The sequence below is a fragment of the Helicobacter sp. CaF467b genome, from assembly GCF_022664765.1.
Classification (GTDB): domain Bacteria; phylum Campylobacterota; class Campylobacteria; order Campylobacterales; family Helicobacteraceae; genus Helicobacter_D; species Helicobacter_D colisuis.
Genome location: NZ_JALAIY010000001.1, coordinates 1,255,986 through 1,268,678, shown reverse-complemented (window position 1 = coordinate 1,268,678; position 12,693 = coordinate 1,255,986). Strand labels below are relative to the sequence as shown.

Annotated in this window: 18 protein-coding genes; 5 read left to right on the top strand and 13 right to left on the bottom strand. The window is 33.5% G+C overall.

What is annotated here, in order from left to right; all coding sequences use genetic code 11:
* The first annotated feature begins 13 nt into the window (after window positions 1-13).
* Genes MKD52_RS06450 through cutA form a run of 5 tightly spaced genes read left to right on the top strand, consistent with a single transcriptional unit; the run spans window position 14 to window position 2,633 of the window.
* Window positions 14-493, top strand: a complete 480-nt coding sequence (locus tag MKD52_RS06450) for a hypothetical protein (protein WP_112057765.1) — start codon at window positions 14-16, stop codon at window positions 491-493.
* Window positions 494-529: 36 nt separating this feature from the next.
* Complete coding sequence (locus tag MKD52_RS06445; protein WP_242099670.1) at window positions 530-1,192, top strand: hypothetical protein; 663 nt, start codon at window positions 530-532, stop codon at window positions 1,190-1,192.
* Window positions 1,193-1,203: 11 nt separating this feature from the next.
* Complete coding sequence (locus MKD52_RS06440) at window positions 1,204-2,022, top strand: hypothetical protein (protein ID WP_242099669.1); 819 nt, start codon at window positions 1,204-1,206, stop codon at window positions 2,020-2,022.
* The gene (locus tag MKD52_RS06435; protein WP_112057714.1) at window positions 2,022-2,303 is read left to right on the top strand and encodes a hypothetical protein; all 282 of its coding nucleotides are present in this window, start codon (window positions 2,022-2,024) and stop codon (window positions 2,301-2,303) included. Before MKD52_RS06440 ends, MKD52_RS06435 begins: the two co-directional genes overlap by 1 nt.
* Window positions 2,304-2,306: 3 nt before the next feature.
* A complete protein-coding gene (gene cutA / locus MKD52_RS06430; protein WP_242099668.1) occupies window positions 2,307-2,633 on the top strand; it encodes a divalent-cation tolerance protein CutA in 327 nt (108 codons plus the stop codon).
* Between the two features lie 2 nt (window positions 2,634-2,635).
* Here cutA and MKD52_RS06425 read toward each other — a convergent pair whose 3' ends face one another.
* From MKD52_RS06425 to MKD52_RS06365, 13 genes are all read right to left on the bottom strand, one after another.
* Window positions 2,636-2,860 (bottom strand): DUF465 domain-containing protein, encoded by a 225-nt coding sequence (locus tag MKD52_RS06425; protein WP_112057716.1) that lies wholly within the window; start codon window positions 2,858-2,860, stop codon window positions 2,636-2,638.
* Between the two features lie 67 nt (window positions 2,861-2,927).
* Complete coding sequence (gene argJ, locus MKD52_RS06420) at window positions 2,928-4,118, bottom strand: bifunctional glutamate N-acetyltransferase/amino-acid acetyltransferase ArgJ (RefSeq protein ID WP_242099667.1); 1,191 nt, start codon at window positions 4,116-4,118, stop codon at window positions 2,928-2,930.
* Entirely contained in the window at window positions 4,111-5,241 is a 1,131-nt protein-coding gene (locus tag MKD52_RS06415; RefSeq protein WP_112057718.1) for a potassium channel protein, read from the bottom strand. Before MKD52_RS06415 ends, argJ begins: the two co-directional genes overlap by 8 nt.
* A 20-nt stretch (window positions 5,242-5,261) precedes the next feature.
* Window positions 5,262-5,450, bottom strand: a complete 189-nt coding sequence (gene rpmB / locus MKD52_RS06410) for a 50S ribosomal protein L28 (RefSeq protein ID WP_006656301.1) — start codon at window positions 5,448-5,450, stop codon at window positions 5,262-5,264.
* Window positions 5,451-5,534: 84 nt separating this feature from the next.
* Window positions 5,535-6,491 carry an NAD(P)-binding domain-containing protein gene (locus MKD52_RS06405; RefSeq protein ID WP_242099666.1) on the bottom strand — a complete coding sequence of 319 codons (957 nt, stop codon included), beginning with the start codon at window positions 6,489-6,491 and terminating at the stop codon, window positions 5,535-5,537.
* Window positions 6,488-6,685 carry a cbb3-type cytochrome oxidase assembly protein CcoS gene (gene ccoS / locus MKD52_RS06400; RefSeq protein WP_242099665.1) on the bottom strand — a complete coding sequence of 66 codons (198 nt, stop codon included), beginning with the start codon at window positions 6,683-6,685 and terminating at the stop codon, window positions 6,488-6,490. Before ccoS ends, MKD52_RS06405 begins: the two co-directional genes overlap by 4 nt.
* Window positions 6,682-7,233: a septum formation inhibitor Maf gene (maf, locus tag MKD52_RS06395; RefSeq protein WP_242099664.1), complete on the bottom strand. Its 552-nt coding sequence runs from the start codon at window positions 7,231-7,233 to the stop codon at window positions 6,682-6,684. The genes ccoS and maf overlap by 4 nt, the downstream gene beginning before the upstream one ends.
* A gap of 60 nt (window positions 7,234-7,293) precedes the next feature.
* Entirely contained in the window at window positions 7,294-7,662 is a 369-nt protein-coding gene (acpS, locus tag MKD52_RS06390) for a holo-ACP synthase (RefSeq protein ID WP_242099663.1), read from the bottom strand.
* Between the two features lie 3 nt (window positions 7,663-7,665).
* On the bottom strand, window positions 7,666-8,199 hold the full coding sequence (gene fliL, locus MKD52_RS06385) for a flagellar basal body-associated protein FliL (protein ID WP_242099662.1): 534 nt from the start codon (window positions 8,197-8,199) through the stop codon (window positions 7,666-7,668).
* 41 nt (window positions 8,200-8,240) lie between these two features.
* Window positions 8,241-9,305, bottom strand: a complete 1,065-nt coding sequence (gene pheA / locus MKD52_RS06380) for a prephenate dehydratase (RefSeq protein ID WP_242099661.1) — start codon at window positions 9,303-9,305, stop codon at window positions 8,241-8,243.
* Between the two features lie 9 nt (window positions 9,306-9,314).
* Entirely contained in the window at window positions 9,315-10,571 is a 1,257-nt protein-coding gene (gene lysA / locus MKD52_RS06375) for a diaminopimelate decarboxylase (RefSeq protein WP_242099660.1), read from the bottom strand.
* Between the two features lie 53 nt (window positions 10,572-10,624).
* Window positions 10,625-11,788, bottom strand: coding sequence for a putative peptidoglycan glycosyltransferase FtsW (locus MKD52_RS06370; RefSeq protein ID WP_242099659.1), 1,164 nt, complete (start codon window positions 11,786-11,788; stop codon window positions 10,625-10,627).
* The gene (locus MKD52_RS06365) at window positions 11,781-12,689 is read right to left on the bottom strand and encodes a methylenetetrahydrofolate reductase (RefSeq protein WP_242099658.1); all 909 of its coding nucleotides are present in this window, start codon (window positions 12,687-12,689) and stop codon (window positions 11,781-11,783) included. Before MKD52_RS06365 ends, MKD52_RS06370 begins: the two co-directional genes overlap by 8 nt.
* Window positions 12,690-12,693 lie beyond the last annotated feature (4 nt).

Genomic DNA, 12,693 nt, shown 5'->3' with positions numbered 1-12,693 from the left:
GGAGGTAGCAGCTATGAATTTAGAGAAAATCCTGCACGATAAGAAATTTATGGAGCTTAATAAAATGCATTGTCGTAAGATATTAGAGTATTTAATCCATAAAAAAATCAATTTTTCCATTGTTTGCAATGTTTCTTGTGTGAAATTTGAGCCTGAACTTCCAAGTAATATCAAGGCAGCCTTTAGTGAATTAACCGTGTTTATTTTAGCGGGTTATACTTTTGAGAGTTTGGAAATTGATGAGAATAATCTCTATTTTGAAGCAGGGTTTGGTGAAGAAAATTTGGGTAGTTTTGTAACAACTCCTTTGGAATCTATTGTTCAAATTTTGCTACCCAATGAAACAGATATTCGTGCTGATTTTTGCGTTTTTATTAATCTTTTGGCGACTTATATTGTGCCGCAAAATGAGAATGATTTTGGTGATGATGGTGTAAATAGCTCTATGAAAGCTTTATTATCAAATCCAAAGAATCGTAAATTTAAGAAATAAAAATGGATAATATTTTTGAATTTTTAGGGGGAGTTTGTGGATAAAAAAATTAACTTAAAAATATTTCGATTTGATGTGCAGACAGATTATTTGCCTTATTTTTCAAAGTTACAGATAAAAATAGACAAAGAAAGAACACTTTCAGAATTATTAGAAAAAATAAAAGAGAATCTCTTTGGTTTTGCTTATAATGCTTATGGGTTTAAAATCAATGGAATCGTGGTATGTGATTTTGGCTTAAAAATAGAAGATTTGATTGGAAGATTTGGGCTAAATTGGACAATAGAACCTTTGAATGTGAGATTGGTTACAAAGGATCTGGTGATTGATACTAAGCCATTTTTGCAAAAGATTCAAGAATTGGAAAGATTTGGGCTTAATCAAAGTGAGGATTTTGTGCTTACATTTTTTCCATTTGCTTATGCTACGCCCATTGGCTTAGAAGAAAGTAGTTCTAGTGAAGTGTTTTTTGTGTTAGCGTATTTGATTTATCAAGAAACTAACAATGAAGCAATACTTGAGTTTGTTACAATGGGAGAAAATAATATTTTTAATACCCTAGCTATTAAAAATTATGTTTTTCCGATGAATAGTTATGTTGATAATTATTTGAATGAATTTAAGAAAATTATCTTTAAAAAAAGTAATCATAAAGAAGTGAAGAATTTAGCTAAATTGCTTTTAAATAGAATTTTATAAAGGGAAGTGTGATGAAGGAATATATTTTATTACATAATGATTTTTACCCTAAAAGTGCTTTTATTTTGACAGAAAATTTAAAGAAGCTTTGCCAAAAACTACAGATTCCTATAGCTGGGATTCAAAAAATTGCTTGTGAGAATCGATTATTACCCTTTGTGGATGAGCTAAAATATTATGGGCAAATTTTAAGAGCTTTGGTAGAGGCACAAAAAAAAGAGAGTAAGCTTTTGGTTTATGATAGTCAAACTTTGCTTGGAATTTTGGAATTTTTTAGAAAATATTATGAAGATTTGGAATTCAAAGAGCAATTATTGAAAGATTTTGGTATAGAAGTGGATATTTTGGAATTAGAGAAATGTTTTATTTTTATGCCAGAAGTGATTTTGCAAAATATCAAGGGATTGCATAAGAAGAGAAGATGGGAGGGTTTTAAGTACGCATTTTTACTAGATAGAGAATTGGAGAAAATAGTCAGGGATTATTATCTTATTGAAGAATTTGAAAATATTTTGGGACTCAAAATTTTAACTTTCTATAAAGATAGTCTTGATTATTTACTGCTTAGCAATAAGAGATTGGCTCACAAAATGGGTGGTAGAGATTACTATGAGATGGTGGATTGTGGAGTGGATTGTATTATCACGCCAAATATTGGAAATTTTGAGCTTTTAGATAGGAATGCCCATGAAAATAAAAGAGCTTCAGGGCGCGATGATTTGGAGATTCCGCTTTTGTTTATTCCACAAATTTTTCTAGCACTATTTGAAGAGTTTGGTGCAAGCGATCTGTTGTTTGATCAGCATATCATAGCTCCAAAGATGCTTTAATGGTTGTAGCTTTAAAGGTTATCGCATCATTAATTATTGCAATGGTTTGGTATCAGCTGACTTCAAACCAAGAAACTGCTATTTTCTTTTTTGTTTTAATGCTGATTATATTTTTTATTCGCCCCATTGCTTATCAAAGCCCAACAGAAAGGCAGGATTATTTGGATAAATTCCGTAAAGCTAAAGAGAGACAAGCTAATATTGAGCAGCTTCGCAGGGAAGAAAAAAAGAAAGTCCAAGAAGAGCGAAATAGAAAAAAACCAAAAGAGTCAAAAGAATAGTAAATGTCTTTAATGCTCTTGCAAACAACTACAACACCGGAGAATTCAGAAATATTAATTAAAGAAGCTTTGGAAAGTGGTTTGGTTTCTTGTGTTCAAAAAGTGCCTATAGAGAGTTTTTATTATTGGGAAAATACTCTAAGAGAAGATAGTGAGATTCTGCTAACTTTCAAGGTTAATCAAGGTGATTTTGAAAAATTAAACAAACTGATAGAAGCAAAGCATATTTATGAGATTCCAGAGATAATCGGAGTGCATTTAGATTTTGTCTCTAGCAAATACCAAAAATGGCATAATGAGACTAAAAAACTCCATAAAGGAGTTTTGTAAGACTACTTTTTACTTTCTTTATACTCCATAATCATGGCTAGAGCTTCATCTTTTAAGCTAAGCTTTTTCTTTTTTAATTCACTTAGTTCAATATCTGTGGCGTGCTCTCTACCCTCGCTAATGTCTTGTATCTTTTGATCAAGTTCGTTGTGCTCATCAAAAATTTTTGCAAAATGTGCATTTTCTTGCTTAAGCACTGTGATTTCATCTCTGTATTCGTGTAGCATTTTTACTCCTTTAAATAAAATAATATTATAAACAAAATTGCCTTAAAAACATTAGGCAAAACAAAATTTAAGTGCGATAATCCGCATTGATTTTTACATATTCATAGCCTAAATCACAGCCATAGGCAACAAATGATTCTTTACCTAAGCCGATATTGCAAGAGATTTTATAAGAATCTTGCTTTAAGACTCTAGCGGCTTTTTCTTCATTGAGGCTATCAAAATAGATTTTACCCTTGCTATACACGCAAATTTCTCCAAAATTAATCTCTAAGGTATTAGGATCGCATTCAATCCCGCTTGCACCAATAGTAGAGGCGATTCTTCCCCAATTTGGATCGCAACCAAAAAGTGCAGTTTTTACTAATGGAGATTGACTAAGAGCCTTCGCGCAAATCTCTGCCTCTCTTTGTGTTTTAGCACCCTTAACTTCAAAAGCAACGAGCTTAGTGGCTCCTTCTCCATCTCGCACAATATCAGTAGCAAGTTTATGCATAATTTTTTCTAACGCAAAGAGAAAGGCTTCTTTGTCGTAATTGCCACTTTTTTGGTTGCTAAGTAAGAGAATCGTGTCATTTGTTGAAGTATCACCATCAACACTAATGGCGTTAAAAGTTGTTTTTGCTGCTTCAAGAAGAAGTGGGCGCATATCTTCTTTGGGGATAGCTGCATCGGTGGTAATAAAGCAGAGCATTGTAGCCAAAGAAGGATTAATCATTCCTGCTCCCTTGCAAATTGCGCCAATCTTAAAACTTCTTGTATCATCTAAAAAAACTTCAAAAGCAATGGTTTTGTTGAAGCGATCGGTTGTCATAATAGCTTGAGAAGCATTTTGATTATTTTTTGATTCAAGATGAAATTTGCTAAAAGATTGTATGATTTTTTCTTTTGGGAGTTGCACTCCAATAGTCCCAGTTGAACTCATTATGGGATTGATGATATGGGGGAAAGTGGTTTGTAATTTTGCTAAGATTTCTTGGATATTTTGGATTCCCTCTTCTCCAGTTAGCGCATTGGCATTTTTGGAATTAACTAAAATAAAATTGGTTTTAAAATTATCTCCATATTGCCTAAAATGTGTAATGGGGGCAGCGCAAAATTTGTTTTTTGTAAAAATACCCTCTACATCACATAAGGAATCAGCATAAATAAAAGCAATATCAAGCTGTGAATTAGCCTTTAATCCTGCACTTACTCCATCACAATAAAAGCCAATAGGCGCACAAACTCCATTTTCAATTGGAAAAAGATTAAACATATTTTAACTCCTCTGGTTTGTCTTTTTTAGATACTAATTGCTTAGTTAGGCGTATTCCATGTGAAGTTCCAATTACAAGCAATTTACATTCGCTAGTTACAAGCGTATCTCCATTGGGCATAGAGATGAATTTTCCATCTTTTTGCGTGATTCCGACAATGGAGGTTTGTGTGATTTCACGCAAGTGAGATTCTTTTAATTTTTTAAGAACAAGCCAAGAATAGCGTGGAACGACAATTTCCTCTAAATCTAAAGGTGTGTCTTTTTGGTAAGCAAAGCGTTCAAGCAGATTCTCCATATCTGGTCTTGTTGCCATTGCATTTACTCTTTGCGCAAAAAGCTTTGAGGGGGAAACAACAGAATCTGCACCAAGTTTTTTTAACTTTTCTTCTTCTTCGCTATTGTTTGCATTGGCAATAATAAAATAAGGCTTTCTGCCTAATTCCTTTTCATAAAGTCTTACAGAAACAATTTGGGCAATATTATCAGCGATATTGTTAGACAAGGCAATTACTCCCCTTGCGCTAGATAAATGGGATTTTAGCATTGCGATTTCCTCTAAAGGATCTTCATTGATAAAAAAAGGATAGCGATACTTTAGGGCAATGTCTTCTAATGATTGATTGCTATCTACAACAACAAATGGAATATGAGCTTCTCTGAATTGTTTGGAAAGTTGAATGGTGTATTCATTGTGATGGCAAATGATAAAATGATTCTTAAGACGCGCAATTTTGTAAATCATACTCCGCTCCTTGATGACTGAGATAAGTTTTCCTCGGTTTAAGGTGTCAATTACGCCGATGACGCAGAAGCTCAAAACAGCAGAGCCTGCCAACATAACAATGGCAGTATAAATAATGCTTAAAGCATCAAATTCGCTTTCTTTTAGAGCACCAAATCCAGTTGTTGTGAAAGTATAAGAGCTTTGAAAAAAAGCTTCAATCAAAGTGTAATCGGTGATGACAATATAACCAAGTGTGCTAAGCAATAATCCTAGAAAAAGTAAAATAAAAGGAAGGCGAAAAGGCTTGAGTTGCTCATATAATAAGCCAGATAAATCAATATCAGGTTTTTGAGTGCCTTCCCAATGAAGAAGTTTTTTGAGTTTTGTGAAAGCCACTACTCAATCCTAAATCAGGATTAAGAGCGTTTTTTCATTGTGCGTAGAGTAGAAGCAGCGATTCTAACTTTTGCAGTTGTGCCATCTTCTAGTTTGATGCGAACTACTCTTAAATTAGGTAATGAGCGTTTTTTTGTCTTGTTGTTTGCGTGGCTCACATTGTTTCCAACCATTGGACCTTTTCCGCTAAAAACACATCTTTTTGCCATTTTTGATTCCTTAAGAAATTAAATAAAATAAACCATAGATTCTAGCAGAATCTATGTAAAAAAAACTTTAAAAGCACAAAGCTTTTATAATCTTTTTTTGATTTCTTGCACAATGTGGAATCCATGATTAAGTGCAGCCGCAATAGAACCGCCATTTTTATAAAGAATATCCCCAGCAATGTAAATTTTATCAATTGAGCTTTGGTGATTCTCATCAATCAATGGAACTCCATTGTCATCAAGTGCTAGATTGCATTTTTTGAGAAAATCAACAGGAGCCATTCCGCCAATAGCATAGACAACTCTATCAAAAGTTTCACTTGTTCCATCGGTGAAATTCACTTTTGGTTTTCCATTTTCATCTTCAAGGCTAACAATGTCAATACCAAGTTTTGGAGTAATTTTCCCAGCCTCTAAACAAGCATTTAAGTTTTCTTTATTAGTTTCGTTGATTCTAGAAAACTCAGTGCGTCTGTAATTAAGCATCACAGGATTGGTATCACTAAGCACACAAGCATACTCTACAGCGGAGTTTCCTCCACCAACTACAAGAATTTTTTCATTGTTTTGACAGCTGTTAGCGTTGAAATTTACTACACTTCTAATAGTGCTTGGAATCGGATAAGAAGGCTTGTTTGGCTGCCCCATTTTCCCAATAGAGATAACGATAAATTTTGCCTTAATAGAAGTGTTTTGCGTAGTGTGAATTAAAAAATATTCCCCTTCTTTTTTGATTGATTCGACTTCTGTTTGGAATTGTGCTTCAAAGTTATTTTTAGCAATAATCTCATCAAATAAATCCAAAGTGCTTTCTTTAGTGCCATCACAAAAATAGATATTTCCATTAAGCTCTACTTTTTGTCCTTTGTAATCTTTATCAACGCGTTTATTATCTTTGTAGAATTTGCGAATAGTTGTGGAGTGATTTTCCCCTTTTTCAAACAAGATAACATCTTTAATTCCTAAAATAACTGATTCCACTGCAGAACCAATTCCGCCTGGTCCTCCACCAATAATTGCAATATCATAAATTTCTTTCATTTTTTATCCTTTTTAACAGGTTTGTTAGTTGCAGCTCGGCGCAAATCTTCTTCATTATCAAATAAAACGCCTTGCATCATTTTTTTTTCATCATCAAATTGTCCATTTTTCAATCCCCAAAGAAATGCAATTAATCCTAAAAGCCCTATGATTAACGAAGTTGCAAGCATAACTCCCACCATTGTTATATTCATAAGAGCTCCAAAAAAGGCTGGATTGCTTCAAAATGCAAACCCATCGCATTAGAAGTGCTACCAATTTGCTTTTTGATATATTTTTTGTGGAATCCTTCCACCATAACTGCCCCTGCCTTATTTTGCCATTGTTGGCTTTGAAGATAGACTTCCAAATCATCTAAATCAAAGCTGGAAAATTCATAAGTAGTTTTGCCAAGATTGATAAAATAAAATTTGTTAGAATGTAAAATGCAACAGCTCAAAATATGGATAGAACTTCCACTTTGCATTTGAAGAAACTCTTTGGCTTCTTTTTGATTTTTGGGTTTTCTTTGTAAAGTATTAGCGCATTCTATGACGCTATCAACTACTAAAAGCGGAAGCTCTAAGCCATAAGTTTCTAATGCTTTTTTGTATTTGCAAACTGTAGCAGTATAAACAAAACTTCTTGGACTAGATAGCTCTAAAGTCTCCTCATCAAAGCCATTATCGCATTGTATAAAGGTAATTTCATTTTCTTTTAGAATCTGCTGTCTGCTAAGCGAAGTTGAACATAATCTCAGCACAAAAATCCTTAGAATTGAATTTAGGCTTTTAATTATATTATTTTTTGGATTATAATGCCATTAAGTTTCTTTAATTTTGAAAATTGCTGCTACAATTGCAATGGCAAATCCACTATCATGAGAAATAGAGAGACTTAGTGAGTGGAGATTAAAATATTTCATTTTGTCTTTTGTTAAAGTAAGCAGGGGGGCACCTTTTTTGTCTTTTGAGATAATCATATCATGGAAGTTTAATTCTTTAGATATTCCGCATTTTAAAGCTTTAGAGCAAGCTTCTTTTGCCGCCCAAAAACCAGCAATGGTTTGGGGGGTTTTAGCTAGTTTTATTTCTTCAGAATTAAGGAATCGAGCAAGTCCTTTATGATTAAATTTTTGCAAAAAAGCTTCTATTCTTGCAATAGAAACTAAATCTACTCCAACTTCAAACAAGGACTATTGCACCACAAATTCAGTGAAGAAAATATTTGAGATTCTGCCATCTACTAAAAATTCATTAAGACGAGCAATAATTTCTTCTTTTAGTTTTTGTTTACCTCTTGTTGTTTGTATTTCTTCAAAAGTTTTAGAGGCTAAAATACTAATAATAGTATCGCGTAGAATATTGACTTTTGTGTCAAGTTCGGATTGCATTTTAGTAATACTCATTTCTAAAGCGATTGAAGTTTTTAAATAGCGTTTTCCACCACCTGTGGAAACCAGATTGACAATAAATTGATCAAGAGGATACATAGGACCTACATTAAGAAGTGAGCTATTTGGATTTGCCACACTACTTTTAGAAGCAGAGCTTTGAGTGGGCTGATTTGCATCTTGAGTTTGTGTATCATCTCCACCACTAAAGATTAAGATTCCCACCACAATAAGAATAATCAAAAGCAATGCAACTACACCAATAATAACAAATAAAATCATTTTGTTTTGTTTAAGACTTGCTAGTTTGGATTCTTTTTGTTCTTCTTCTGCCATTTTAACTCCTTATTTTTAGAAATATTATATTATTTATCATATTAATTTTTCAAGTAGCTACCAAGCCATTTGAGTTCTTTTGGGTAGCGTTGAAATAATTCATTAATATTAGCATCATCAATATGTCCATCAATATCAATAAAAAAACAATACTGGAAATCATCTCCAGTGTGTGCAGGGCGCGATTGTATAGAAGTCATATTGATATTTAAATCTCTAATATCATAAAGCAAATTATACAAAGCACCTGGTTTGTTAGTATTAGTGAGATTGGCAAAAATTGAAGTTTTATCTTTGCCACAGCGTTGGTTTTTGAAGTTGCTAATAATAATAAAGCGTGTTTTATTGCCTGCGCTATCTTCAATATTTTCAAACAAAATAGGCACATTATAAAGTTTAGCGGCAATATGAGAACAAATTGCAGCGCATTGTGGATTTTTGGCGGCAAGTTGCGTGGCTTTTGCAGTAGAATCAACAGGGATTCTTTGAATGTGATCAAGGCTGTGTTCGCTTAAGAAATAGTGGCATTGTCCAAATGCAATGTCCTTTGAATAGATGATTTGTATGTCTTGGAGTTTTTGTGAAATACTTGCAAAGCAATGATGGATAGGCATATAAATTTCAGCAACAATTTTAAGATCAGTTTCCTCTAGCATATCAAGAGTCTCTCCAACAGCGCCATTTTGATTGTTTTCAATAGGCACTACTGCATAACTTGCTCTTCCTTCTTTGACGCTTTTAATAGCAGAAGTAATAGTGTTGTGAGAAAAATATTCACATATGGCGCCAAAGCGACTTTCAGCGGCTTGGTGTGTGTAGCTTCCAATAGGTCCAAGATAGGCTACGCGTTCCGGTAATTCAAGGTTTCGACTTACTGCAAAGATTTCTAGATAAATTGATTCAATGGCACTTCTAGTTAAAAAGATTGGTTTTTTGTGATCTAGTCTATCAATGATTTCCTTTTCTCTTTCTGGGCGATAAACTGGAGAATTAGTTTGGATTTTGGCTTTACCAATTTGTTTAACAATCTCCATTCGCTTCTCTAAAAGTTCTAGAATACTATCATCAATCTTATCAATTTCATTTCTAAAAAGCTGTAAATTCATTTAGAATCCTTATAAATAATCTTTTTCTAGTGCAATTAAATCTTCAAAAGTTTCTCTTTTACGGATTAATCTTGATTTTCCTTGTGAAATAGCTACTTCAGCGCATCTAGGGCGTGTGTTGTAGTTGCTTGACATACTAAAGCCATAAGCTCCAGCACTAAGAATAGCAAGTATATCTCCGGCTTTTAAAGGAGGTAAAGTGATATTTTTACCTAGATAATCCCCACTCTCACAAATTGGTCCTACAATATCTGCAGGAGTGGCTTCTCCTTCTTGTGGAGTTAAGGGAGTGATTTTATGATAAGCATTATAAAGGCTAGGGCGGATTAAGTCATTCATTGCACCATTTACAATAATAAAACGCTTTTCTTGAGAAGTTTTTTCATAAAGCACTTGAGTTAAGAAAACTCCTGAATTCCCCATAATAAATCTACCAGGTTCGCAAATAATAGTTACATCAAGCCCCCTTAAGCATTCTAAAATGCTTTGAGCATAATCGTAAGGATTAATGGTTGTTTCATCTTTGTAAGTAATTCCTAAACCCCCACCAATATCAAAGAATTTAATGTCAATTTTAAGCGCTAAAAGACTATGAAGTAGTTGAGCGATTTTTTGTGCGGATTCAGAAATAGGTTGGAGTTTGGTGATTTGACTTCCTATGTGAAAGTGGATACCTATGGGTTCTAGAGATTCTGATTTGTGAGCATGGAGATAAAGACTTTTAGCTTCTTCAATCCCAATTCCAAATTTGTTTTCTTTAAGTCCTGTTGAGATATAAGGGTGGGTTTGTGGATCAATATCAGGATTAACGCGAATAGAGATTCTAGCTCTTGTGTGAAGAGTTTTTGCAATTGATTCAACTTTAAGCAACTCTTCTTTACTTTCAATATTAATAAAAAGTATCCCAAGCTTAATAGCTTCTTGGATTTCATAGTCTTGTTTGCCAACTCCGCTATAGATGATTTTATAAGTTGGGATACCAGCTAGAATGGCGCGTTTAATTTCTCCTAGCGAAACACAATCTGCACCGCTTTCTAAAGAGGCTAGTTTTTTAATAACACTTAGGTTAGAATTTGCTTTTAGAGCATAGCAGATTAATGATTTTCTGCCACTAAAGGCAAGTTTAAATTGATTAAAATACTCTTCAATTTTATCAAAGTCATAAACAAAAAGAGGGGTTTGGTGCTCTTTGGCTACTTGCAACAAAAGCTCTTTATTTAGATTGCCATCAAGGTTGGGAGTGTTTGGTAGTGGAATATTTTTCATAAAACTCACTTTAAAATAAAATTTTTGAGAATTGTAATCAAAAAATCTTAAAATTAGGATATTTTGGCTTTTTTGCCAATGGATAAAACTAATCCAATCATAATGCTCGTTGAGAGCATAGAGCTACCTCCATAGCTTAAAAATGGGACGGCGATTCCTTTAATGGGAATTAATCCTGAAATCCCAAAAGCATTAATAAGAAAAGACAATCCTAAGATGATTCCAACTCCAGAACAAAATAAATAATACATTGTATTTTTACAGCGGTTTGCGATTCTTAAGATACGATAAATCATTACTAGAAAAATAAGACTAATAACAAATAAACCAATAAAGCCAATTTCTTCTGTGATACCTGCTAAAATGACATCGGTATGCACTTCGCTTAAAAAACCAAGTTTAATAAGCCCATTTCCTAATCCTTCTCCTATGATTCCACCATTAGCAATTGCATTAAGAGAATGTTGTATTTGATAGGGTTCAGGGAGATTTTCAACACGCAGAGAATTAGCAATGGATTGTGGGAAGAAAGATAATATTAGATCTTGCGTTCCTGCCCACCACGCTTTAATGCGCATAATGCGGTGCGCACTTGTAACAATCACCAAAATAAATAAAACAGACGCAAGGGCTAGAAGATTTGCAAAAAGCTTAAAAGAAGAACCTGCAAAAATCATCATCAAAGCTAAAGTAACACCAAGAAGAACAATTTGTCCTAGGTCATTTTGCAAAATAGCAATGAGATAAACAGCAATTAAAAATACAAAAACATAGGGTAAAAAGGTAATAAATTCTTCTTTGAGTGTTTTGGTCTCTATAAGAGAGAATTTACGCGAAAAACTCCAAGCCAAAAAGACAATAAAGCCGATTTTAAAAAATTCTACAGGCGCTAGAGAAAAAAGAGGGAATCTAATCCAGCGTTTTGCTCCACCAGCACTTGTAGCAAGACTTTCGGGGAGAAAATGCATAATAAACATTAAAAAGATTCCACCAAAAAATAAAATAAAGCCAAACTTTAAAACAAAGTTATCAGGATTGCAACGAGAAATACCCCACATTAAAAAAATCCCTAAGATTCCTGCAATAAGCTGCCTTATCATAAAATGGAATTCGCTGTAATCATAATATAAAACAGCAAAAGAGGAAAGTGAGTAAGAAAAGATTATGCTAATAGTAATGAGGCTTATGCTTAAAAAAAAGAGTGGCTTATCAACCATTGAGAATTTTTCCGATAATATCTGCTTTATTGGCACTCATAAGATGAATTTTGCGGTGGATTTTGCAAAGATGATTAAAAAGTTCTTGGCTTTTTTGTAGTCCCACTTCAAATTCTATTCCTTTTTGAAAAGCTTTTTCCATGGATTTTAAATAATCTTGTGGAACAAAAACACCCGGTAGTTTATTGTGTAAAAAAAGAGCGGTTTTATAAGAAGTAATAGGAAAGAATCCAAACATTAATATACAATGTGTGTTGTATTCTTGATTGATTTGGTTTATCCATTGGAGTAGCTCTTCTGCGATTTCAAGATCATAAATGGGTTGTGTGAAAATAGCTAAAGCACCATTTTGAATCTTTTCTTGCATTTTTTTATAGAGATTTTGTTTTTTATTAGCATAAGAATTTAGCACACTAAAGGGGTAAAAAGGTTTAAAATCGCCTTGTATTTGGTTGTTATTAATGTCTTTTGCGGTATTTAATTGACAGATGGTTTTAAGTAAAACATTGCTATTACCCTCAAAGATGCTTTTAGCTTGTGGCTGATTGCCATGTCTCATAGGATCACCGGTGAGTGCTAGGATTAATCGTAAATCAAGGCTGTTCATACCGATTAACTCGCTTTGGAGTGCTAGAGTGTTTCTATCTCTCATTGACATTGTTGTGATGCTTGGAATCTTAAAGGTATTTTGGAGTTTTAGACTCGCTAAAATCGCATTGTGTTTGAGTTTTGCAAGGGGAGAATCAGTGCAAACAAAGGCATTAATTTTGCTAGGGAGATTCTCTTTTTTTATTGTCTCAAAAAGCGCTTCTAGGGTAAAACTAGCTGGTGATGAAAATTCATATGTGAAGCATTTCTCATCGCTTCTTAGGGTTTTAATAAAAGTTTCAATCATATTCATTCAC

What these genes read in the sequence shown, in the direction of transcription:
- ccoS (WP_242099665.1), bottom strand. Translation starts at nt 6,685, where the DNA reads ATGAATATAACAATGGTGGGAGTTATGCTTGCAACTTCGTTAATCATA.
- MKD52_RS06425 (WP_112057716.1), bottom strand. Translation starts at nt 2,860, where the DNA reads ATGCTACACGAATACAGAGATGAAATCACAGTGCTTAAGCAAGAAAAT.
- MKD52_RS06370 (WP_242099659.1), bottom strand. Translation starts at nt 11,788, where the DNA reads ATGGTTGATAAGCCACTCTTTTTTTTAAGCATAAGCCTCATTACTATT.
- MKD52_RS06435 (WP_112057714.1), top strand. Translation starts at nt 2,022, where the DNA reads ATGGTTGTAGCTTTAAAGGTTATCGCATCATTAATTATTGCAATGGTT.
- argJ (WP_242099667.1), bottom strand. Translation starts at nt 4,118, where the DNA reads ATGTTTAATCTTTTTCCAATTGAAAATGGAGTTTGTGCGCCTATTGGC.
- pheA (WP_242099661.1), bottom strand. Translation starts at nt 9,305, where the DNA reads ATGAATTTACAGCTTTTTAGAAATGAAATTGATAAGATTGATGATAGT.
- MKD52_RS06450 (WP_112057765.1), top strand. Translation starts at nt 14, where the DNA reads ATGAATTTAGAGAAAATCCTGCACGATAAGAAATTTATGGAGCTTAAT.
- fliL (WP_242099662.1), bottom strand. Translation starts at nt 8,199, where the DNA reads ATGGCAGAAGAAGAACAAAAAGAATCCAAACTAGCAAGTCTTAAACAA.
- lysA (WP_242099660.1), bottom strand. Translation starts at nt 10,571, where the DNA reads ATGAAAAATATTCCACTACCAAACACTCCCAACCTTGATGGCAATCTA.
- MKD52_RS06405 (WP_242099666.1), bottom strand. Translation starts at nt 6,491, where the DNA reads ATGAAAGAAATTTATGATATTGCAATTATTGGTGGAGGACCAGGCGGA.
- rpmB (WP_006656301.1), bottom strand. Translation starts at nt 5,450, where the DNA reads ATGGCAAAAAGATGTGTTTTTAGCGGAAAAGGTCCAATGGTTGGAAAC.
- cutA (WP_242099668.1), top strand. Translation starts at nt 2,307, where the DNA reads ATGTCTTTAATGCTCTTGCAAACAACTACAACACCGGAGAATTCAGAA.
- MKD52_RS06365 (WP_242099658.1), bottom strand. Translation starts at nt 12,689, where the DNA reads ATGAATATGATTGAAACTTTTATTAAAACCCTAAGAAGCGATGAGAAA.
- MKD52_RS06440 (WP_242099669.1), top strand. Translation starts at nt 1,204, where the DNA reads ATGAAGGAATATATTTTATTACATAATGATTTTTACCCTAAAAGTGCT.